Annotated in this window: 22 protein-coding genes and 1 pseudogene; 14 read left to right on the plus strand and 9 right to left on the minus strand. The window is 68.3% G+C overall.

The annotated features are described in order from the left end of the window. Window positions 1-33 precede the first annotated feature (33 nt). On the plus strand, window positions 34-795 hold the full coding sequence (locus QUE68_RS11855) for a polyprenol monophosphomannose synthase (RefSeq protein WP_284226233.1): 762 nt from the start codon (window positions 34-36) through the stop codon (window positions 793-795). Here QUE68_RS11855 and QUE68_RS11860 read toward each other — a convergent pair. Further along, window positions 792-1,142, minus strand: a complete 351-nt coding sequence (locus tag QUE68_RS11860) for an RNA polymerase-binding protein RbpA (protein WP_284226234.1) — start codon at window positions 1,140-1,142, stop codon at window positions 792-794. The two genes, QUE68_RS11855 and QUE68_RS11860, sit on opposite strands and share 4 nt — an antisense overlap. A 120-nt stretch (window positions 1,143-1,262) precedes the next feature. Here QUE68_RS11860 and QUE68_RS11865 point away from each other — a divergent pair, with 120 nt between their 5' ends. The 5 genes and pseudogenes from QUE68_RS11865 to QUE68_RS11885 all read left to right on the plus strand — a co-directional run bounded on the left by QUE68_RS11865 (window position 1,263) and on the right by QUE68_RS11885 (window position 5,160). Then, a complete protein-coding gene (locus tag QUE68_RS11865; RefSeq protein ID WP_284226235.1) occupies window positions 1,263-1,601 on the plus strand; it encodes a hypothetical protein in 339 nt (112 codons plus the stop codon). Window positions 1,602-1,641: 40 nt separating this feature from the next. Continuing rightward, window positions 1,642-2,862 (plus strand): alpha/beta fold hydrolase, encoded by a 1,221-nt coding sequence (locus QUE68_RS11870; RefSeq protein ID WP_284226236.1) that lies wholly within the window; start codon window positions 1,642-1,644, stop codon window positions 2,860-2,862. Between the two features lie 79 nt (window positions 2,863-2,941). Further along, window positions 2,942-3,619, plus strand: coding sequence for a hypothetical protein (locus QUE68_RS11875; protein ID WP_284226237.1), 678 nt, complete (start codon window positions 2,942-2,944; stop codon window positions 3,617-3,619). A gap of 88 nt (window positions 3,620-3,707) precedes the next feature. Beyond that, window positions 3,708-4,058: pseudogene (locus QUE68_RS11880) on the plus strand (DUF222 domain-containing protein); the annotation flags it as partial. A gap of 106 nt (window positions 4,059-4,164) precedes the next feature. Continuing rightward, window positions 4,165-5,160, plus strand: coding sequence for an HNH endonuclease signature motif containing protein (locus QUE68_RS11885; protein ID WP_286275646.1), 996 nt, complete (start codon window positions 4,165-4,167; stop codon window positions 5,158-5,160). Window positions 5,161-5,171: 11 nt separating this feature from the next. On the opposite strand, the gene QUE68_RS11890 is transcribed toward QUE68_RS11885, so the two are convergent. Then, window positions 5,172-5,858 carry a hypothetical protein gene (locus QUE68_RS11890; protein WP_284226239.1) on the minus strand — a complete coding sequence of 229 codons (687 nt, stop codon included), beginning with the start codon at window positions 5,856-5,858 and terminating at the stop codon, window positions 5,172-5,174. Between the two features lie 77 nt (window positions 5,859-5,935). Here QUE68_RS11890 and QUE68_RS11895 point away from each other — a divergent pair, with 77 nt between their 5' ends. From QUE68_RS11895 to QUE68_RS11910, 4 genes are read left to right on the plus strand one after another with little or no spacing between them, the layout of a single operon-like run. Next, entirely contained in the window at window positions 5,936-7,444 is a 1,509-nt protein-coding gene (locus QUE68_RS11895) for a carboxylesterase/lipase family protein (protein WP_284226240.1), read from the plus strand. 44 nt (window positions 7,445-7,488) lie between these two features. Continuing rightward, window positions 7,489-9,468 (plus strand): primary-amine oxidase, encoded by a 1,980-nt coding sequence (locus QUE68_RS11900; RefSeq protein ID WP_284226241.1) that lies wholly within the window; start codon window positions 7,489-7,491, stop codon window positions 9,466-9,468. Further along, window positions 9,461-11,476, plus strand: coding sequence for a DUF7064 domain-containing protein (locus QUE68_RS11905; protein WP_284226242.1), 2,016 nt, complete (start codon window positions 9,461-9,463; stop codon window positions 11,474-11,476). Before QUE68_RS11900 ends, QUE68_RS11905 begins: the two co-directional genes overlap by 8 nt. Continuing rightward, on the plus strand, window positions 11,476-11,802 hold the full coding sequence (locus QUE68_RS11910; protein WP_284230882.1) for a YnfA family protein: 327 nt from the start codon (window positions 11,476-11,478) through the stop codon (window positions 11,800-11,802). Before QUE68_RS11905 ends, QUE68_RS11910 begins: the two co-directional genes overlap by 1 nt. On the opposite strand, the gene QUE68_RS11915 is transcribed toward QUE68_RS11910, so the two are convergent. Together QUE68_RS11915 and QUE68_RS11920 are read right to left on the minus strand one after the other, a co-directional pair. Then, complete coding sequence (locus tag QUE68_RS11915) at window positions 11,799-12,686, minus strand: SCO6745 family protein (protein WP_284226244.1); 888 nt, start codon at window positions 12,684-12,686, stop codon at window positions 11,799-11,801. The two genes, QUE68_RS11910 and QUE68_RS11915, sit on opposite strands and share 4 nt — an antisense overlap. Continuing rightward, on the minus strand, window positions 12,683-13,396 hold the full coding sequence (locus QUE68_RS11920) for a FadR/GntR family transcriptional regulator (RefSeq protein ID WP_284226245.1): 714 nt from the start codon (window positions 13,394-13,396) through the stop codon (window positions 12,683-12,685). Before QUE68_RS11920 ends, QUE68_RS11915 begins: the two co-directional genes overlap by 4 nt. Before the next feature lie 135 nt (window positions 13,397-13,531). On the opposite strand from QUE68_RS11920, the gene QUE68_RS11925 reads away from it, so the two are divergent. Beyond that, the gene (locus QUE68_RS11925; protein ID WP_284226246.1) at window positions 13,532-14,029 is read left to right on the plus strand and encodes a gluconokinase; all 498 of its coding nucleotides are present in this window, start codon (window positions 13,532-13,534) and stop codon (window positions 14,027-14,029) included. Then, window positions 14,029-15,429: a GntP family permease gene (locus QUE68_RS11930; protein ID WP_284226247.1), complete on the plus strand. Its 1,401-nt coding sequence runs from the start codon at window positions 14,029-14,031 to the stop codon at window positions 15,427-15,429. Before QUE68_RS11925 ends, QUE68_RS11930 begins: the two co-directional genes overlap by 1 nt. Window positions 15,430-15,445: 16 nt before the next feature. Here QUE68_RS11930 and QUE68_RS11935 read toward each other — a convergent pair whose 3' ends face one another. Both QUE68_RS11935 and QUE68_RS11940 read right to left on the minus strand, forming a co-directional pair. Beyond that, entirely contained in the window at window positions 15,446-15,916 is a 471-nt protein-coding gene (locus QUE68_RS11935) for an RDD family protein (protein ID WP_284226249.1), read from the minus strand. 27 nt (window positions 15,917-15,943) lie between these two features. Further along, window positions 15,944-16,864 (minus strand): DoxX family membrane protein, encoded by a 921-nt coding sequence (locus QUE68_RS11940; protein ID WP_284226250.1) that lies wholly within the window; start codon window positions 16,862-16,864, stop codon window positions 15,944-15,946. 184 nt (window positions 16,865-17,048) lie between these two features. On the opposite strand from QUE68_RS11940, the gene QUE68_RS11945 reads away from it, so the two are divergent. Beyond that, entirely contained in the window at window positions 17,049-18,455 is a 1,407-nt protein-coding gene (locus QUE68_RS11945) for a xylulokinase (protein ID WP_284226251.1), read from the plus strand. An 11-nt stretch (window positions 18,456-18,466) separates the two neighbouring features. Here QUE68_RS11945 and QUE68_RS11950 read toward each other — a convergent pair whose 3' ends face one another. The 3 genes from QUE68_RS11950 to QUE68_RS11960 form a co-directional block, all read right to left on the minus strand. Continuing rightward, window positions 18,467-19,192 (minus strand): GAF and ANTAR domain-containing protein, encoded by a 726-nt coding sequence (locus QUE68_RS11950; RefSeq protein WP_284226253.1) that lies wholly within the window; start codon window positions 19,190-19,192, stop codon window positions 18,467-18,469. A 575-nt stretch (window positions 19,193-19,767) separates the two neighbouring features. Then, complete coding sequence (locus tag QUE68_RS11955; RefSeq protein WP_284226255.1) at window positions 19,768-19,950, minus strand: hypothetical protein; 183 nt, start codon at window positions 19,948-19,950, stop codon at window positions 19,768-19,770. A gap of 45 nt (window positions 19,951-19,995) precedes the next feature. After that, complete coding sequence (locus QUE68_RS11960; protein ID WP_284230883.1) at window positions 19,996-20,940, minus strand: LysR family transcriptional regulator; 945 nt, start codon at window positions 20,938-20,940, stop codon at window positions 19,996-19,998. A 33-nt stretch (window positions 20,941-20,973) separates the two neighbouring features. Here QUE68_RS11960 and QUE68_RS11965 point away from each other — a divergent pair, with 33 nt between their 5' ends. Then, entirely contained in the window at window positions 20,974-21,783 is an 810-nt protein-coding gene (locus QUE68_RS11965; RefSeq protein ID WP_284226256.1) for an acyl-CoA thioesterase domain-containing protein, read from the plus strand. The last annotated feature ends 40 nt before the right edge of the window (window positions 21,784-21,823 follow it).

Consider the following 21,823-nt stretch of genomic DNA (forward strand, 5'->3'; position numbering starts at 1 on the left):
GACCGACGAGCGAGACGCGAGGCGGGATCACTCATGAGCACCGGTGGCGACCGCCCCAGTGAGCGCACGCTGGTCATCATCCCGACCTACAACGAGCGCGAGAACCTGCCGTTGATCGTCGGTCGCGTGCACGTTTCGCGCCCCGACGTCCACATCCTCGTCGTCGATGACGGCAGCCCGGACGGCACGGGGGAGTTGGCCGACGATCTGTCGCTGGCCGACCCTGATCGCATCCACGTCATGCACCGCTCCAGCAAGGCAGGTCTCGGTGCGGCCTACCTGGCGGGTTTCGCGTGGGGTCTGGGCCGGGGTTACTCGGTCCTGGTCGAGATGGACGCCGACGGATCGCACGCTCCCGAGGAGCTCTACCGGCTGCTCGACGCCGTCGACGAGGGCGCTGACCTGGCCATCGGCTCGCGATACGTGCCCGGCGGCACGGTCCGCAATTGGCCCCGCCGGCGGATGGTGCTCTCGCGCACGGCCAACGGATATTCACGCATCTCGTTGGGGGTCGACGTCAACGACATCACCGCCGGCTACCGGGCCTACCGGCGTGAGGTGCTCGAGAAGATCGACCTCGGCGCCGTCGACTCCAAGGGTTACTGCTTCCAGGTGGATCTGACCTGGCGCACGATCAGCGCGGGATTCATCGTGAAGGAAGTGCCCATCACGTTCATCGAGCGCGAGCTCGGCAAGTCGAAGATGAGTGGTTCCAACATCCGCGAAGCGATCTTCAAGATCGCCGAGTGGGGGATCCGCGGGCGCATCGACCGCGCCCGCGGCGTGGTGCGCTAGCTGCTGCTACTGCTGCCGCGACGCCGCGTCTTGATGATGTCGAGACGCTCCTTGAGCAACTCGTCGAGTTCCTCGACCGAACGGCGCTCCAGCAGCATGTCCCAGTGCGTACGCGGGGGCTTGACCTTCTTGGGCTCGGGCACGTCACCGTCGATCAGCGTGCCCTCCATGCCGTTGCGGCAGGGCCAGGTACCCGGGATCTCGGCCTCGTCGGCGAAGGGAACCTCGAACTCCTCGCCGTTGTCGGTCCGGTAGCGCGCCACCTGACGGGGCGCCAGGTCATGGTTGCGGTCGGTCTCGTAGCTCACGGCTCCGAGTCGACTACCTCGCAGGACACGATCAGCCATAGTCACTACTCCTCTGTACAGATGTTCCGCGGTATCAACGCAGCCGTGTGGCGCGAAGTTCCCGACGCGACTGTCCATGATACCGGGATCGGTGCCGTCGGCCGTTTACAGTCGGAACCCGTGGCACCCGACCGACGACGAACCCGAGTGCAGCCGTGCCGGTGGTGCGGTCGCGAGGTGCCCGACAGCGGAATGGGGCGCCGTCGGCAGTACTGCCGGCAGTCGTGCCGTCAGCGCGCCTACGAGCAGCGGGCGATGGTGAAGGGCACTGCGGTAGCACCTGATTCGGTCGTGTTGACCGCCGAGGAGGCCGCCGCGCTATCCGATCGCGTCTACCAGGTGCGGTGCGCCGCAGAGGACATGGCCACCGCCATCGAGGAAGGGGCCGCGGCCGCAGAGCTCAGAGACCTGTGCGGTGAGTTGATGCGCGCGGCGGAGGCGGCCGACGGCTGGCGCTGAACCCCGCCGAGCAGGCGCTATGCGGCTACGATCTCTATTCATGTCGCCCACGGAGTCGGCCTCGCCCGGCCGCGCGTGGGTCTTCGACGAGTTCGTCCTCGACACCGCCCGCTACGAGCTGCGCCGCAACGGCGTGGTGATCCGCATCGAGCCTCAGGTGTTCGACGTGATGGCTGAGCTGGTGGCCCATCACGAGCGTCTGGTCACCAAGGAGGAGCTGTTCGACACCGTCTGGGGCGGTCGCTTCGTCGGTGAGGCGGCGCTGACCAGTCGGATCAAGGCAGCCCGCCGGGCACTCGGCGACGACGGTGAGTCTCAGCGGTTCATCCGCACCGTCCGTGGCCGGGGCTACCAGTTCGTCGGCACCCTCGTCGTCGACGCACCCGAGCCGGCGGTCGAGCCCGAGCCGGAGCCCCCACCGCCGCGTCAGCACATCGCGTTCTGCCGTGCGGCCGACGGCATCCGGCTGGCGTATGCGGTCGCCGGCGAAGGGCCCCCACTCGTCCGCGCCGCCAACTGGATGACCCATCTGGGGTACGACATCGAAAGCCCGGTGTGGCGCCACTGGGTGCGCGATCTCGCATCGGAACACCAGTTCATTCGCTACGACGAACGCGGCTGTGGGTTGTCCGATTGGGACGCCGGTGAATTCACCTTCGAGGACTGGGTCTCCGATCTGGAGTCTGTCGTGGAAGCGCTTGGGCTGGAGAGGTTTCCGCTGCTCGGCGTGTCTCAGGGTGGGGCGGTCGCGGTGGCCTATGCCGCCCGGCATCCCGAACGGGTCACCAAGCTCGTCCTGTGCTCGGCGTATGCCAGAGGACGATCGGTACGTGCCATGAATGATGACGAAAGACGGGCTGCCGCACTGGATCTCGACCTTGCCCGGGTCGGATGGGGGCGGGACGACCCCGTGTTCCGGCAGGTGTTCGCCGCGCAGTTCCGGCCCGACGGCACGCGTACCGACTGGGAGGCGTTCGACCATTTGCAACGCCGGACCACCTCACCCGAGAACGCCGTCCGGTTCCTCGAGGTGTTCGCCCGCATCGATGTCCGCGACCTGGCCGAACGCGTGACGTGCCCGACGCTCATCCTGCATGCCTTCGACGATCATCGGGTTCCGATGCGCTACGGCGAGGAGCTGGCGGCGATCATCCCCGATTCCCGGCTGGTCGCACTGTCGAGCAACAACCATCTGTTGAGCGAAGACGAGCCGGCGTGGCAGGTCTTCCGCAACGAGGTGGCCGACTTCCTCGCCGAGTGACGACCAACCGGGCCGATCTCCATGGAATCTCCACTCAATCTTCATGTAACGACGCACGGGCGCGTAGATGCTGGTCCACATGAGAAAACTCCTTCGCACCCTGATCGTCGGTGTCATCGCGCTCATCGCCCTTGGCGCCCTGTCCGCCTGCTCGAGCGAGAAATCGCCCACTGTCGCCGCCACGTCCGCGGCGTTCCCCCCATCCGCCAGATACATGGCCGACATGGAGGCCGACGGCAAGAAGATGACCATCGGCATCTCCGTCGACGGTGATGAGATCGCCGCCTACGCCTGCAACGGCATCGACGACGAAGCGTGGTTCTTCGGCAACCAAGCCGACGGAGCGATCGACATCACGTCGAAGTTCAAGGACACGCTCTCGGCGAAGCTCACCGGCTCCGACCTGTCCGGTGACCTGACGATGAACGGCACCAAGTACGCGTTCACCGCCAACGCCGTCGACGCCCCCGCGGGCATGTACACCGCCGACCTCGACGGAGTGCGGGCCTCCTGGATCGTGCGTCCCGACGGATCGGTGACGGGCGTTCAGCTCAACGGCGGGGTGAGCGGCCGCGACTTCGAGCAGGCAGAGCTGCAGCAGCTCAACGCTGCACAGTTCCAGGCTCAGGTGCGCAACAAGCGAATCCTGCAGCAAGCCGATCAGTCGGTGACCCTGCAGAACGGTTCGCTGCTCTCGAAGATCAACGGCCGCAACGTCACTGGCAAGCTGGTGACGGGCACGACCCGCTTCGCCTAGGTCGCGCTGGCAAGGGCCCCGCCGGGCGAGCGTCCGGTGGGGCCCTTGTCTTAGGCTTGTGTCGGACCCCGGTGGCATACTCGAACACATGTTCGATTCGAATGGTGTTCCGGTGGCGTTGGTGCAGCAGATCTGCTCGGCGGCGCGGGCCGAGGCGTGCGCGGCCGGGGCCCGGTTGTGGGCGACCGGGGAGCTGTTCGGGCTGCGGATGCGCCTGTCGGATGAGACCGCGGACTGGGCGGTCGACGCCGAGGACGCGGTGTGTGCCGAGTTGTCGGCGGCGTTGTCGATCAGCGCCGGCCTAGCCGCATCGCATCTGCGCTACGCCCGGGCGATGCGCGAGCAGCTTCCCCGGCTGGGTCAGGCGTTGATCGCCGGGGACATCGACGAGGCGACGTTTCGGGCGTGTGTGTTCCGGACCGGGTTGATCCTCGATGCGGAGGTGTTGGCGCGGGTGGACCAACGCCTAGCACTTGCGGCGCCGCGGTGGGGATCGACCAAACCGCAGCCAGCTGGCCGCCCGGATCGACAAGGTCGTCGCCGAGGTGGACCTCGATGCGGTCCGCCGCCGCAAGGACCGGGTGGCCGGGCGGGAGGTGTTCGTCGGGGATGTGGACAACGGGTTGGCCGAGATTCACGCCACGGTGTACGCCTCCACCGGTCACGCGGTGGCCGACACGCTCACCGCGCTGGCCGCCACGGTGTGTGAGGACGATCCGCGCACGGTGGCCCAGCGCCGCGCCGATGCGTTCGACGCCTTGGCCGCCCGCGCGGAGCGGTTGGGGTGCCGGTGCGGCAACCCGGACTGCCCGGCCGGCGGGAAGACCGCTAGCGCGGTGGTGATCCACGTGATCGCCGAGGCCGCGACCGTCAACGCGACCGGGAGTACCCCGGCGGCGATGCTTGGCTACGAGGGGTTGATCCCCGCCGAGCTGGTCGCGGAGTTGGCGACGTCGGCCCGGCTGCGGCCGCTCATCCACCCCGGGGACGCGGCCCCGGAGGCGGGGTACGTACCGTCGGCAGCGTTGGCGGCGTTCGTCCGCAATCGGGATGTGACGTGCCGTTTCCCGGGGTGTGACGTGCCGGCGAACCGCTGCGACATCGACCACAGCGTGCCGTATGCCCAGGGCGGGGCGACGCAGGCGGCGAACCTGTCGTGCAAGTGCCGGCTCCATCATTTGCTGAAGACGTTCTGGGGGTGGCGTGACGAACAGCTCGCCGATGGCACGTTGATCTGGACGGCCCCGTCGGGCACGAGGTATGTCACCCACCCCGGCAGCGCGTGGCTGTTTCCCAACCTGTGTGCACCCACCGAATTAGTCACCGCCGCAGTCCCCGCGACCGCGCCGTGTGGTGATCGGTCGGTGATGATGCCGCGGCGGCGTCGCACCCGCGCCCAGGAACGCGCTGCGGCGATCAAAGTCGAACGCGCCCACAACCACCGCAAGCGCACCGAACCGCCCGCATCGGCATACATCCCCGACGAAGACCTCGAGTACGACGACGCCTTCACCAAAGAGCCTGAGCCACCACCCTTCTGACGGCGGCGGCGTCAGCAGCTGAACCGCAAGCCGATGTCGGCAGGCGGGGTCACCCTCTTCAGGCAGCCGAATCCCTCGACGCCCGCAGCGCTGAGCTTGACGGCAGTCTGATGCGCGTAATCGACGCAGAACAGACCCACCGCGTCGGCGCGACAGCGGTACTCGCCGAACGCCAACGAGTGCCCAGCGGGAAGCTCCGCGCCGGTGCCGTCGCCGAACGGGCCCGGATCGCCATGCGGCGAACCGACGTCGACGCCCGCCGCGGCGAAATCCACCCAGTTGGCCTTCCACGCCGTCTCGATCCCGGGCGGACGCGGTGGCGGATCGGCCAACTTGACCAGGCACGCCAGCGCGCCATCCACATAGCGGTTGGTCACGCAGTTCGACTCCGTCCCGGCGGTCACGAACGCGACGCCGTCTCCGAGTTCGGTCGTCTCCCCGCCGCGGGTCATCGACCGATAGCCGCTGGCGTCGGCGGGCTCACCCGCCTCGATCCACCGAATCACGTCGGTGACGTCGGTCCCCGCGGCAGGAGCAACGGTCGGTGCAAGCGACGGCGTGGCGGACGGCTTGATGGACGTCGGCGTGGACGTCGCCGTCGACGATGGGAACGGTGAGGTTCGGTCCGCCGCATCGTCGGTACCTGTAGAACAGCCCGCTACCAGCGCACATGCGGTAACGAGTCCGGCGATTCGCATGCCGCCCACGTTAGCGGGCGCCCTTCCATCGGCACGTCAGGCACGTCGGGTCGGCAGTACTTCGCTAACGTCGGCCTATGCACGATCGAACCATTCGCGTGACCATCGACAGCGGAGTCATCGAGGGGTTCACCGCCGACGGCGTCCACCGGTGGCGATCGATCCCCTTCGCCCGTCCGCCCGTGGGCCGACTGCGCCTCCGCGCCCCACAACCGGTGGAGCCGTGGCCCGGCGTCCGGTACTGCCACGGCTTCTCCTACTGCGCTCCGCAGCAGAAGAGATACACGCTGCTCGGCGTCGGCAGGTATCAGCCGATGAGCGAGGACTGTCTGACGGTCAACGTCGTGGCGCCCGAGAAGCCGTCCGACGAGCCAATGCCGGTGATGTTCTTCATCCACGGCGGCGGTTACATCCTCGGCAGTTCGGCGACACCGATCTACGACGGTGCCGCCATGGCGCGGCGCGGTTGCGTCTACGTGTCGGTCAACTACCGGCTCGGCGCCCTTGGCTGCATGGACCTCTCCGCGCTGGCGACGCCCGAACACCCCATCGACGACAACCTCTTCCTGCGCGACCTGGTCCTGGCACTGCAGTGGGTGCGCGACAACATCGCAGTGTTCGGGGGCGACCCCGAGAACGTGACGATCTTCGGTGAGAGCGCCGGTGCCCACGCGGTCGCGACGCTGCTGGCGGTGCCGGACGCGGAAGGGCTCTTCGCGCAAGCCATCTCCGAGAGTCCGGCGAGCGGCATGTCGGGTCCACCGGACGTCGCCGCGGCCTTCGCCTCCGACTTCGTCGAGGTCCTCGGGGTCGACCAGAAGGATGCCGCAGCCGCGGTGATGGCGGCCCGGCCGTCCGTACTAGTCCACGCGCTCGACGCGGTGATGAGGCGGGGGATGAAGGAGATGCGCGGCGCCTTCGTCGTAGGCCCGACGCATGACACCGAGTTCCTGCCGCGGGACCCGCTGCAAGCCATGCGGGACGGCACCGCCCACCGGATCCCGCTCATCGTCGGCACCAATGCCGACGAGGGCAAGCTGTTCACGCGCTTCCTGCAGTTGTTGCCGATGAGCGAGCCCACGATCGCGCTGCTCCTCGCCGACCTGGACGTCGCGTCGCGGGACAAGATCACCGGCGCGTACCCCGGCTACCCGAGTCCTAGTGCCTGCATCCGGCTCGGTGGCGACTTCGCCTTCGGCACCGCGGCCTGGCAGATCGCCAGCGCGCACGGCAGGCATGCGCCCACCTACGTCTACCGTTACGACTACGCGCCGCGCACGTTCCACTGGTCCGGGTTGGGCGCCACCCACGCCACCGAGTTGTTGGCCGTCTTCGACATCTACCGGACCCGGTTCGGCGCGCTGATGACCGCGGCCGCCGACCGCCGTTCGGCCCGCCGGGTCAGCAACGACGTCCAGGCCAGGTGGCGGGCGTTCAGCCAGGGCGGAGTCCCCGGCGACGGGTGGCCGGAGTACACCCCCGACGAACGCGCGGTCATGGTCTTCGACCGGCGCTCACACCTCGAGTACGACCCCCACTCCGACCGGCGCCAGGCGTGGGAGGGCTTCACGCTGGCTGCGAACTAAGGCCGGCTGCGGTTTCTCCTGATCCCGCTGCGGGTCCGCCGTCGATGTGGTCGAGTGTTGTGGTGACGCATCCACTGGATCCGCTGTCGGCGGACGAATTCGGCGCTGCCGCTGCACTGTTGCGCAGCGAGCACGGCGTGACGGCGGCGCCGTCGGCAACCTCTGAACGGGGGTGGCGGTTCGCCTCGATGGAATTGTTGGAGCCCAGCAAGGGCGAGTTGCAGGCGTTCGAGCAGCAGGGCACAGTGCCGCCACGCCGCGCGACCGTCATCTGTTTGGACAGGTCGGCGAATGCCACCTACAAGGGCGTCGTCTCGCTCAGTGACTCCTCGGTCGAGACGTTCGACCACGTCCCCGGTGTGCAGGCCAACTTCACCGTCGACGAGTTCTTCGAATGCGACCAGCTGTTGCGGCGGCATCCCGATGTCATCGCCGCGCTCACCGCACGCGGCATCACCGACCTCGACGACGTCTTCATGGACACCTGGACGTTCGGCGCCGCCGTCGCGCCGCCCGAATACCGCGACCGCCGGCTGGGCTGGTCGGACACCTGGCGCAAGGGTGCACCCGGCGCCAATCCCTACGCCCATCTGGTCAGCGGTCTGCACTGCGTCGTCGATCTGAACACGATGGAGGTGCTTCGGGTGGAGGACGCCGGCCCGTTCGCCGGCGGGGCAGTCGAAACCCCTACCGTGATGGGCGAATACGCACCGAGGCACATACCCGACCACATCCGCACCGCGTCGACCCGGGAGCCGCTGAAGCCGCTGCACGTCACTCAGCCCGACGGGCCGTCGTTCACCCTCGACGGCAACCTCCTGCGGTGGCAGAACTGGTCGCTGCGCGTCGGCTTCAACCATCGCGAGGGCATGACCCTTCACACGGTCCGGTACCGCGACGGCGATCGCGAACGATCCATCGCCCATCGCATGTCGTTCGCCGAGATGATCGTGCCGTACCGCGACTCCTCGCCAGATCACTACCGCCGCACCGCGTTCGACATCGGTGAATGGGGCCTCGGCTTCATGACGACCTCGCTCGAACTCGGTTGCGACTGCCTCGGCGAGATCCGCTATCTCGACGCCGTGATGCACGACAGCAAGGGCTCGCCGTACACCATCACCAACGCCATCTGCATCCACGAGGAGGACGGCGCCGTGCTGTGGAAGCACGTCGACCACGACACGGGCGCCGAGGTGCGCCGGATGCGCCGTCTGGTCATCTCGTTCCACGTCACGGTCGCCAACTACGAATACCTCGTCTACTGGCGGCTCTACCAGGACGGCAACATCGAGTGCGAGGTGCGGGCCACCGGCATCATGGTCACGACGCCGCTCGCACCCGGCGCGCCCAACCCGAACGGGACCCTCGTCGACGAGCGCACCTATGCGCCCTACCACCAGCACTTCCTGGTGGCGCGGCTCGACATGGACGTCGACGGTGAGGACAACACCGTGTTCATGTCGGAGTCCTACGCCGAGCCGATGGGCCCCGACAACCCGTACGGTCTGTCCCTCGTCACGCGAAACGTGCCACTGCGTACCGAGAGCGAGGGCAAGCAGGACTTCGACTTCGCCACGCAGCGGACGTGGAAGGTGGTCAACACCAACGTGACCAACGGCCTGGGCACCCATCCGGCGTACAAGCTGGTGCCGGGCGGTGCGATACCCCCAATGTTCGATCCCGAGTCGCCGGTGTTGAAGCGCGCCAACGTCATCGGTCACACGTTGTGGGTGACACCAAGTTCGGCCGAAGAGCGTTGGCCTGCAGGAGAATTCGTCAACCAGTCGGCCGAGGATACCGGCCTTGGCCAGTGGACCAGGGCCGACCGCTCCATCGCCGACACCGACGTCGTGCTCTGGTACGTGTTCGGGCTGCACCACATCACCCGGCCCGAGGACTGGCCGGTGATGCCGGTGGACATCGTGTCGTTCTGGCTCAAGCCGTTCGGCTTCTTCGACCGCAACCCGTCATTGGATGTACCGGCCACGAACTCCGACACCTGCCACGCCCACGATGACTGAACCCGGCCGACTAACCTCGGACCACGTGGATGCCGCCCTGCTTGAACGACCATCCGAGCTCACCACCGAATGGCTGACCACCGCGGTCGGGGCGGGGGAGGTCACCGGCTTCACGTTCGACCGGATCGGCACCGGTCAGATGAGTGAGTGCTACCGGGTCGCCCTCACCTACGCCGACGGGCAGCACGGTCCTCCGTCGGTGGTCCTGAAGGTGGCCGCGGCCGATCCCAGCAGTCGGCAGACCGGTTTGGCGATGGGCCTGTACGAGCGTGAGGTCCGGTTCTACACCGACGTCGCCCCCGGTTTGCAGGGCCCGGTCGCGCCGTGTCACCACGCCGCCTACGACCCGGCGACCGGCGTCTTCGACCTGGTGTTGGGTGACGCCGCTCCGGCCGTCGTCGGCAACGAGATCGACGGCGCGACCCTCCAGCAGGCCACCCTCGCGCTGACCGAGCTGGGCCATGTGCACGGGCCGCTGCTGGGCAACGCCGCCCTTGCCGGCGCCGAGTGGCTCAACCGCGAGACCCCGTTGAGCCAGAGTCTGATGGCCGCGCTGTATGCGGGGTTCGTCGACCGTTACCGCGATGACGTCGCCCCCGAACACCGCGAGGTGTGCGAGCGGCTGGTCGCGACGTTCGACGCCCACCTCGCCGCCCAGGCCGAGTCGGGCCTGCCGCAGGGGCTCATCCACGGCGACTATCGGCTGGACAACATGCTCTTCGGCGAGGCTGGCGCGGATCGCCCGCTGACGGTCGTCGACTGGCAGACCGTCACCTGGGGTCCGGCGTTCACCGACGTCGCCTACTTCCTCGGATGCGCGCTGCCGACGGAGCAGCGCCGCGAGCACGGTGACGCGCTGTTGCGCGCGTATCACGACGCACTCGGACCGGATGCGGGCGTCACGTTGGACGACGTCCGCGAGGGGGTGCGACGCCAGAGCTTCTTCGGCGTGATGATGGCGATCGTCTCACCGATGCTGGTCGAACGCACCGACCGCGGTGACCAGATGTTCATGACGATGATCGAGCGACACTGCGCGCACGTCCTGGACACCGACGCGCTCGCCGTCCTTCCCGCGCCATCGACGCCGGAACCCTTGCAGCCCAAAGCAGAAGACGAGGGTCCGCACGAGCCGACGGCCGAGGCGCTGTGGAGTGAGAGCTGGTACTTCGACTTCGCCGATCCCGGCCAGGACGTCGGCGGCTGGCTGCGGCTGGGCCTGATCCCCAACCAGGGCCACGCTTGGATCAACGCGCTGCTGTGCGGACCGGACATGCCGACCATCGCCGTCCTGGACTTCGAGGCGGCTCTGCCGGCGGACCACACCCACGTCCGCGGGGACGGAGTCGACCTCGAGCTCGAGTCCACCGTTCCGTTGCAGACCTACCGGGTCGCACTGCGGGGCCGGGGTCAGGCCTATGACGACCCTGCAGATCTGTTGCGGGGCAACCCCGGTCGTCCCGTCGACCTGGTCATGGATCTGGTGTGGACCACCGCCGGGGTTCCCTACCAGTACCGACTGTCCACCCGCTACGAGATCCCTTGCACCGTGTCGGGAACGGTGACCGCGGACGGCCGCACCATCGAGCTCGCCGACGTCGCGGGCCAGCGGGACCATTCGTGGGCGGCGCGGGACTGGTGGAGCATGGACTGGGTCTGGAGCGCACTGCATCTCGATGACGGCACCCACATCCACGGTCTCGACCTGAGGATCCCCGGCGCACCCCGGATGGCCGCCGGCTACGTCCAGCGCGCGGGTGACATCACGGAGTTGCAGACGGTCATCGCCCGGGAAGCGTTCGGCGAGAATGACTTACCGACCGGGACGACGCTCGAGATGTCTCCGGGCGACACCACGGCGACCATCGAGGTGCGAGGGCACGCCCCGGTATTGCTGACGTCCAGCGACGGTCGGGTCAGCAGCTTCCCCCGGGCCTGGGCCACCGTGACCACGTCCGACGGCCGCAGCGGTGTCGGCTGGCTCGAGTGGAACCGCAACCAGAATTGATGGTGCTCAAGTCGATCCTGCTCTTCGTGCTGGCGGCGTTGCTGGAGATCGGCGGCGCGTGGCTGGTCTGGCAGGGCATCCGGGAACACCGCGGCTGGGTGTGGATGGGCGCCGGGGTGCTCGCCCTGGGGGCCTACGGTTTCGTCGCCGCGTTCCAGCCCGACGCCAACTTCGGCCGGGTGCTGGCCGCGTACGGCGGGATCTTCATCGTCGGTTCGCTGTTGTGGGGCATGGTGGCCGACGGCTTCCGGCCGGATCGCTGGGACGTCACGGGCGCGGTCATCTGCCTGGTCGGAGTGGGCCTGATCATGTACGCCCCGCGCTAGCCGAGGTGCGCGCCGTCGTCGTCGAGGTCGTCCCGGCGGAGCCCCATGGGCGTCGCGCCGGGAATGTCGCCGCCACCGATCACCGCCCTGGTGATCGGGGTGAGCGTGCGGAACAGCAGGGTGAGTTCGGCGTCGTCGAGCGCGTCGAACGCAGGCAGCGCCAGCTCGTCCGTCGCGTCCTCGAGATGCTTCTTGAGGTCGCGTCCTGAATTGGTCAGTGCGCCTTGCTCGTCGACGATCCCGCGCGCCTCGAGCCGTTCGACGCAGCCCTGCCATTCCTCGTCGTCGTAGCGACGGCTGGCCATGATGAAGTCGCGGGGCACCCGATCGGCCGAGGCGTGCAGGACGTTGGAGTCCCGCCCGCCGATGCCGTTGGCGACGAGGACCGCCACGTGTGCGTCACCGCGCTGCTCGCGCAGCAGCGTAGTGGCATGCCAGAGCCGCGCCACGGGGTCGTCCGGCCATGGCAGAGCGCGGTTCGCGGCGAACAGCGGGCGGCCGTCCAACGGAGCGTGGACGGCGGCCTTGGCCAGCAGGTCGGCGGCGGTGCGCACCTGCTCGCCGTCGGTGACGCCACAGCGCTGAAGGGCGGCCACGGCCGACGTCTCACGCGCCTGCAGCGCGTCCGCCGGGCTGGCCAGGTCCCACGCCGCGGGCAGTGCGCGGGCCACGTGCGACGGCGCGAAGTTATAGAACACGGCGGTGACGACGTCGGCGGGGACCCGACCCAGCGGTGCGGACCTGGCCGCGAAGTAGCCCGTCCAGAAGCCGTGGAAACCCGCCTGCTCGAGCGCGTCGCGGGATTCGGGGGCGAAGTACGTCAGGGCGTGGACGGGTTCGAAGCGATCGAACAGTCGGCGGGCGGTCAGCGGCGTTCTGCTCATGCCGGCCCCTCGGACGAGCGGACGTCGGTCATGGCCTCGTCGATGATCTCGCGCATCGCGCGCTCCGCGGCCGCCTCATCGCGCAGCCGGATGGCCCTGGCGACCTCGTCGTGCAGAGCGATCGCGACGGGGTTGGGCTTCTCCGGCATCATCCCGTGCCGGGTGCGCCCGGTCAGCACCTCGGCGACGACGCCGTTGAGGGCGCGGAACATCTCGTTCCCACTGGCTTCCAGCAGGGTCTGATGAAAGACTTTGTCCGCCAATAGGTATGACTCCAGATCGCCTGATCGCCCATGCATGACCATGTCGGAGACGGCGGCCGCCATGATGCGGCACTGATGCGGATCGGCCCGGCGGGCGGCCAGCGCTGCCGCGGCCGGCTCGAAGCCACGGCGCAGTTCCGAGAACGACACCAGTTGGGCCGCGCGGTCCCCGGATTCGAGCCTCCATCGAATGACCCTGGGGTCGAAGACATTCCACCGACTTGCCGGCTGGATGGTGATGCCGACGCGCCGCCGCGAGGCCACCAGGCCCATCGATTCCAGGACCCGGACGGCTTCGCGGGCCACGCTGCGGGACACGCCGTATTGCGCGCCGACGCCCTCCAGGTTGATCACCCCACCCGCGGGTAGCGTGCCCGAGACGATCTCGGCACCGATCCCGGTCAGCACGTTGTCGTGCAGGGCGCTGACGTTTGCGGGTGCAGCCACGCATACATGTTGTCATACGGCGCGCCCGTTGGCTTAAAGACATATCTTTGGTCTCTGTGCTTGCAATAAGCAGATGATTGCGGCACGCTGTGTGATGCCAGGCACAACGGGGTACAGCGGACCGGGAGGTAGGCGATGGCGCCACCAATAGTGGTGATGGGTGTTTCGGGTTCCGGCAAGTCCGCCGTGGGTGCGGCCCTCGCGCAACGTCTGCGGGTGCCCTTCGCCGATGCGGACGACTTCCATCCCGAGGCCAATATCGCGAAGATGACTGCAGGCCACGCCCTCGACGACGCGGACCGACGACCGTGGCTCGACGCCATCGGGCGGTGGCTGGCCGATCACCCCGACGGTGGCGTGATGAGCTGCTCAGCGCTGAAGCGGGCCTACCGGGACCAGCTCCGCGGCCACTGCACCGACGTCGCATTCCTGCATCTCGCGGGAACGCCCGAGTTGATCGGCCGTAGGCAGGCGAGCCGGCCGGGCCACTTCATGCCGGCGTCGCTGTTGGCCTCGCAGTTCGCCACCCTCGAACCGTTGACCGCCGACGAGAACGGCGTCGACGTCAGCGTGGACCAGGACATCGATTCCATCATCGACGAATTCGTCACGCTGACTGAACGGGAGTTGTGATGATCAACGGCATTACCCTGCTCGCCGACGAGGCCCCGAAGCTCACCGAGCCGGTGGCCTCCGGCTGGCATCTGGTGCTGGCCTTCGCCGTAGGCATCGCCGTCATCGTCGTGTTGATCACGGTGGTCAAGCTGCACCCCTTCCTCTCGCTGATGTTCGGCGCGCTGACGGTGGGAATGGTCGCGGGAGAGAACCTCACCACCGTGCTGGCGTCGTTCACCAAGGGGTTCGGGGAGACCGCGGCGGGCGTCGGCATCCTCATCGCGTTGGGTGCGATGTTCGCCAAGCTGCTCGCCGACTCCGGTGGCGCCGACGAGATCGTCGACACCATCGTCGGGCACGCGTCGCCACGCATGCTGCCGTGGGCGATGGCGTTGGTCGGCGCGATCATCGGTCTCCCGATGTTCTTCGAGATCGGGCTGGTGCTGCTGATTCCGGTGATCTACCTGGTGTCGCGCCGTTCGCAGCTGTCCCTGATCACCGTCGGAATCCCGGCTCTGGCAGGGCTTTCCGCGATGCACGGGTTCGTGCCGCCACACCCCGGACCGCTGACCGCCGTCGGGCTGCTCAACGCCGACCTCGGCATCACGCTGGCCCTCGGTGTCATGGTCGCGATCCCGACCATCGTGCTGGCGGGCCCGCTGTTCGGGAAGTTGGCCGGGCGGTGGGTCGTCGTCGACGCGCCCGACACCTTCGACGCGGACCGCTTCGCCGAGGGTGAGACGCCTCGCCGACCGTCGTTCGCCATCACGCTGTTCAGCGTTCTGCTGCCGGTCGTGCTGATGCTGGGCAAGGCGCTGGTCGACATCTTCATCGACGACAAGGCGAATCTGCTCCGGCTGGTATTCGACACCCTCGGCACCCCTCTGATCGCGCTGCTCATTGCCGTCATCGTCGGCATGTTCACCCTTGGTCGAGGGGCCGGGATGGACCGCAACGCAATCACGAAGTGCATCGAGTCGGGGCTCCCGCCGGTCGCCGGCATCATCCTGATCGTCGCCGCGGGCGGCGGGTTCAAGCAGGTTCTCGTGGACACCGGGATCGGCACGCTGCTGGCCCGCTGGGCCGAGGGTGCCAATATCTCGGTGCTCATCCTGGCCTGGCTGATCGCAGTGCTGATCCGGCTCGCCACGGGTTCGGCCACGGTCGCGACGATCACCGCGTCCTCGCTGATCGTCCCGCTCGTCGCCGACATGCCGACCGGGCAGGTATCGCTGGTGGTCCTGGCCGTCGGCGCCGGCTCGCTGTTCTTCTCCCACGTCAACGACGCAGGCTTCTGGTTGGTCAATCAGTACTTCCGGCTCACCGTCGGTCAGACCATCAAGACCTGGTCGATCATGGAGACGGTGTTGTCGGTGAGCGGTCTCGGCGTCGTGCTGCTGCTGGACCTGGTGATCTGATGGCCGGCGGGCGGGCCTAGCCCTTCACGACCTGGGTACCGCCCGCCAGCTCGTCGTGCTTGCCCTGCTTGGTTGGGCTGCCACTGACGGTCACGGCGATGACGATGATCGCGATCACCCCGAGCAGGCCGCCGACGAACGGGATGACCGGCAGCAGCGTGAACGCGTTGCGGATGGCGGACTGCTTGAGGTCGGGCTTCGGGCCGCCCGCGGGCCCGTGGACGCTCATCCCGAGGACCTTCTTGCCGGGTGTCCAGCCCTGCGTGACTTCGAACGCCACGAAGTAGACGAACATCAGGACACCGGTGAAGAGACCGGTGACCGTCACGTTCGACAACGTGTCGGTGGCGATGCTGAGGACGACGCCGACGATGCCGACGAGTAGACCGTCGATCACCCTGGCGAAGAACCGGGGGAGCAGTGCACCCGGCTCGACGCGGTGGTATCGGGAGTCGCCGTACTGGGGTTCGTAGCCGCCGGTAGTCACGCGCTCAATCTACCGGCGGCCACGCCCTCAACGGGTGCGCTTCTCGAGCTCCTTCTGCGCACGCTTGACGTCCTTGCGGGCCCGGTTGGCCTGGGCGCGGCTCGCGGCGGCCAATTCGTCCCGGCGGTCGCGGGCGGCGTTGGCCAGCTCGGGCGCGCGATCGCGGGCCACGTCGACCAGGTGCGTGCTGTGCTTTTGCGCGAGCTCGGCGAATTCAGCACTGCGGTCCTGGGTGAGCGCGGCGATCTCCTCGGCCCGCTTGCGCGCCTTCTTGGCGATCTGGGGGGCACGCTCGCGCGCTACCTCGGCGAACTCCGTACCACGCTCGACCCCGACGCCGGCGAGTACGGCGCCCCGCTCCAGCGCGACGTGGGCCAAGTCCCGGCCGCGTTCCGCGCCGACGTGCAGACCCCCTCCGACGCGGTCGACCAACTCGCTGTCGATGAGCGCGTTCGGCGCATCGGGCGTGCTCGGCAGGACGCCGGACACCCGCTCGGACACCTTGCGCGCGGCACGGCGGCCACGCCACCCCAGCGAGGGCCTGCCCTCGGTGTCGACCGAGGCGATGATCAGGCCGCCGATCAGGCCGACGTCCGTGAGCAGCGCGCGCCGCTCGACGGCCTTCCGCTCGGCATCGTCCTCATTCCAAAAGGCATGGGCACCAAGGCTTCCCGGGACCACGCTGATTGCGAGGGCGGCCGATGCGAGGCGCGGCAGACGGCCCGTGGCGAGGAGGAGGCCCGCGCCGATCTGGACGCCTGCAGTCACCTTGGCGACGGTCTCGGCGTTGGTGGGCACGTTGGGGCCGACGGGGTCGGGCAGCTTGGCGAGGCCCTCCAGGGTGGGACGGGCGGCGTCAGCAGCTGGCTTGGGACTCCGCAGCGCCTCTACACCACGGGTGATGAAGGTGGTGGCCAGCATGGGACGCGCGATTCGACGGATCAACATGCGCGGAAGATACCCGGTAAAGCCCCTTTCAAACCCCGGAACGGTCGTCCGTGGTCAGGCCGATTCGAGTCCTGCCAGGAGCATCTGGGCGAGCCGAGTGGCCAGACAGGCGTTCGCCGCCACGAGCCATTTCATCGAGGCAGCTTCGCACTAGGGTGGACCTTTCACATCGAAGGAGGACGGCGTGGCCCTCGTCGCAGGAATCGACTCGTCCACCCAGTCGTGCAAGGTGCTCATCTGCGAGGCCGACACCGGTGAGACCGTGCGCTCGGGTTCTGCACCTCACCCCGGCGGCACCGAGGTCGACCCGGCGGCGTGGTGGGCAGCGCTCGGTGATGCCGCGGCCGAGGCCGGCGGTCTCGATGACGTCGCTGCCATCTCTGTCGGCGCGCAGCAACACGGCATGGTGTGTCTGGACGAGGCGGGAGACGTCGTACGAGATGCATTGTTGTGGAACGACACTCGATCGAGCGCCGCCGCCGAGGCGTTGGTCGAGGAGCTTGGCGGGCCCGCGGAGTGGGCAGCCCGGATCGGGGTGGTGCCCGTGGCGTCGATCACGGCGACCAAGCTGCGGTGGCTGGCCGACAACGAACCCCGCAACGCCGATGCGACCGCCGCCGTGTGTCTACCCCATGACTGGCTGACGTGGCGGTTGAGTGGATCGACCGACGTCGCCGACGTCCGCACCGATCGCAGTGACGCCAGCGGGACCGGTTACTTCGCCGCGGAGGACAGCAGCTATCAGCCCGATCTGCTCCAACTGGCCATGCGCGGTCGTCGGCCCACCGTGCCGCCGGTGCTCGGGCCGTACGACGCGGCCGGTCGGTCCACGACGGGAGCCGTACTCGGTCCCGGGGCGGGCGACAACGCCGCGGCGGCGCTCGGTCTCGGGGTCGGTCCGGGGGACTGCGTCGTGTCGCTGGGCACCTCGGGTGTGGTCAGCGCGGTGGGCGATGCCGCTCCCCATGATGCCGCCGGGCTGGTCGCCGGGTTCGCCGACGCCACGGGGCGTCAGCTTCCCCTGGTGTGCACGCTCAACGGCGCACCGGTCCTGGCCGCGGTGGCGAGGATGCTGGGTGTGGACTTCGACGAGTTCGACCGGTTGGCGCTCTCCGCGGCGCCGGGTGCCGACGGGCTGACGCTGGTGCCGTACTTCGACGGTGAACGATCACCCAACCTGCCGGAGGCGGCGGGCGCGCTGCACGGCGTCACGACCCGAAACCTGGGGCCCGCCAACGTCGCTCGCGCAGCGGTCGAGGGTTTACTTGCGTCGATCGAGTTCTGCGTCGAGCAGATCGCGGGTCAGGGCATCGAGGTGGGCCGCGTGATCATGGTTGGGGGAGGCGCTCGCTCGGAGGCGATTCGCCGCATCGCCCCCGCGGTTCTCGGCAAGCCCGTGCAGGTGCCGACCCCCGGGGAGTACGTCGCGCTCGGCGCCGCTCGGCAGGCGGCGTGGACCCTGTCCGGAGAGGACGCGCCACCGTCGTGGAACTACGGGGTGACGGAGTCCTACACCGCCGATCCGACGCCAGGGGTCCTGGACCGCTACCGGGCGGCGCAATCCCTGACGTTAGGCCAGCGCCGCGTCTGATGCGGCCGACGTCACGTCCGCGACCGCAGGACTGCGTCCGCCTCATCACCGCCGTGGACCACCGCGCGGGCGAGGTCGGACAGGGCGCGCCGGGTGTTTCGCGCATGCGCACGCAGGGACGTGAACGCCTCGTCCATGTCCACGTTGCCTCGTTCGGCGAGCACACCCTTCGCCTGCTCGATGATCAACCGCGTCTTCAGCGCGGTCTGCAACTGAGCGTTCAGCTCCGCGGAATGGGATATCTCCCGCTGGTGCAGAATGCCGATCGTCGCGATGTCGGCGAGGGCCTGAGCGATGGCGACGTCACCCGCAGACATGGGACCTGGGCTGCGGCTGAACAGGTTCAGCGTGCCGATCCGCTCGTCGCGGAGCCTCATCGGCAGCGCGGCCACGGACCGGAACCCGTGTTCGTCGGCGCGGATGGCGAAGGCCGGCCATCGTTCCGGCCCCGTGCGCAGGTCGTCCACCAACACCGGTTCGCCAGTGCGGTAGACGTGCAGACAGGGTCCGGCGTCGGCGTGGAGTTGTAGGAGTTCCAGCATCCGGGCCTCCTCGCTGCTCGAGGCGAGTACCCGCGGACCGCCCTCATCGGCGAGCACGATCCCGGCCGCGTCCACGGGAAGCAGGCTCACCGAGTAGTCGATGAGCTGCTGAGTGAGCTCGGCGACGTCGTAGTCTTCGGTCAGGGTGTCGGCGAGGTCGACGAAGGCGCTCGCCAAGAGCTGATATCGATCCAAGACAGGCTCCAATCGCCGTCCGATGGCTTACAGAATCCCCCGGGCCGGTGAATTCGAAACGCGGATCATTCCCCGAAGCGGTGGATCCGAAACGGAGTCCAGTGCGCACTTGTGACGACCCCACGTTTGCGTCAAGTGGCAACCGATTCAACTGATGTGTCAAATATCCTCCACCGCAATGCCTTCGAACGAGCAGTCAGCTACCAAAGTGGTTGCTGTACATTGAACGGTGGCGACACACTCGGACCCCGTGTCTCGACTCCACGTGAGTACAAAGGGGGACGACGTGAGGGGTGTTTGGCGTGTAGACGTCGATCGACAGGCTCGGACGCTGCGCGAACTCGAGCACGCGGTCGAGGTGGCACGGGCCGTGACCGACGCTTCTGATGCCGCGGCCGGTGCGGTCGCACAGGGGGCCGTCCACGCGGCGGTGGACGCCGCTAGGTCCGCAGACGTACCGTGGGGCGCGATCGGCGACGTGCTGGGCCTGGCCCGCGGCAACGAAACCAGCAATATCGGCCGCGCCCGTCGCGGCGACGCACGAGCGCCGGCCCGGCTCGCAGGCCGGCGTCGCCCTAACCCTGTTCGCTGCGGGCTTCCGCGCCGCTCTGACCGGCGTCGAAATCGTCGTCGCTGCTCGACCGGCCGACGTAGCTTCCGTCGCCTTGGCCGTGCTTTCCCTCACGCGAACCCGCGACCGCCGAGTCGGCCTCGATGTCGGATTCTGCCTTTTCCTTCTCTTGCTCGCGGTCGGTCACGTTGGCCCCTTTGGTTGATCACGCAGTTGCTGATGTGCGTGACCCTTACCCGCCCTCGCGGGAACTAACCCCGTCGCCGACCGGCGGTCGCGGCCAGCTCGTGTGGGGAAGCACGTCCTCCCCAGGCCCGAGGCCGTCCAGAATCAGGCGAAGCGGTGGCCAATTCGCGCGCCCGCGGCGCGTGGCGGCGTAGGTCGTCATGACGACGGCCGGTTCGGCGATGGGCAGCACGGTGACGCCGTCACGGACGGATCTGTCGAGTGGCAGCAACCCGACGCCGTACCCGGCGATGATGAGATCTTCGACCAGATCGAGGCTGTCGATCTGATGGGCGATGTGGGGTGTGAAACCCGCCAGCGCCGCCAAGGTCCGCACGGCGTCCTCGTCGGCGGTGTTGCGGGAGTTGACGATCCATTCGGCGTCGCCATAGTCCCGCAGATCGGCCGCGGTCGCGGGGGAGCCGCCGCTCGGCACGCCGAGACCCCACGGAGTCGACCACAACGGCACCGTCTGCAGCACCGGATCCGGCGAGGCGGGCACCAGGTTGTAGTCGTAGACGAGCGCTAGGTCGAGATCGTCGTCGACGAGTAGCCGGAACGCCTCGGTGGGCTCGTACTCGCTGATGATCACCCCGACCCGGGGGTGACTCGACGCGAGTCGCCCGAGGACGGGCAGCAGCGACACGCGAATGCCGGTGGCGAACCCGCCGACCCGAACGGTGCCTGCGGGCTCGGCGTCGGGATCGAGGTCGAGGCGCGCCATGTCGACGGCGGCGAGGATGGTCACGGCGTGTTCGGCCAGCCGATGGCCTGCGGGCGTCAGCCGGACCCGCCTGCCCTCGGGTTCGATGAGCGCGACCCCGGCGTCCTTGGCGAGCGCCGCGATCTGCTGGGACACCGTCGAGGTCGTGAGGTGGTGGGCTTCGGCGACCGCACGCATCGAGCCGAGACGGGACAATGCCAGCAGTAGGTGCAGGCGCCGGGGGTCCACGAGGTCATTGTCCGCCATGCGACGATTCTCCGAATGACCGCACGCCCGGCACACTTCACTCCTTCCACGGAGGACACGTTCCTGCCCACCGCTAGCGCGCAAAGCCATTGGGGTGACGACCATCTGAACGGACCGGCACTCGTCGGTCTGGCGGCCTGGGTCCTCGACGGCCGATACGGGGACGACGACTTCCTGCCCACTCGGCTCACCGTCGATCTGTTCAAGGCCGCCCGCGGGGTGCCGACGGTGGTGTCCACGCGTCTGATCCGCGACGGCAGGCGGGTGCGGACGTCGGAGTGCGAACTGTCCCAGGACGGGCGGCCGGTGGTCCGTGCCACGATGGTGCAGTACCGGCTTTCGTCGGCGCCGGCGGGCGAACAGTGGAGACCCGCAACGACTTTCCCCCACCCGGAGGTGGACGCCGCGAGTTATATGCGGATGGGGAGTGACGAAGGGGGCTGGTCCGACGCCATTGCCGACCACCAGAACGCCTCGAGGAAGCGATTCTTCAACAGGTCCGTCGACGTGGTGGATGGTCAGTGCAACGGTCCCTTCGTCGACGCCGTCATGGTCGCCGAGGGCACCAGTCTGGTCACCAATCTCGGGAGTGCCGGCATCGGATACATCAACGGCGACCTGACGGTGGGGTTGACCCGCCTGCCGGGTGACGAGTGGATCGGGGTCCAGGCCGAGTCCCATTGGGCGCAGGACGGCATCGCCGTGGGCACGGCCACTCTCTTCGACGCCATGGGGCCGTTCGGGTCGGGCATGGTCACCGCGGTGAGCAATCCTGCCGCACAGATCGACTTCACCCACGATCAGTTTCCCTCCCGCACGCCCTGAACGGATGATCGTTCGGCATGAATGAACGGTATGTCCGCAA

It is taken from the genome of Mycolicibacterium sp. TUM20985 (assembly GCF_030295745.1).
Taxonomy (GTDB): domain Bacteria; phylum Actinomycetota; class Actinomycetes; order Mycobacteriales; family Mycobacteriaceae; genus Mycobacterium.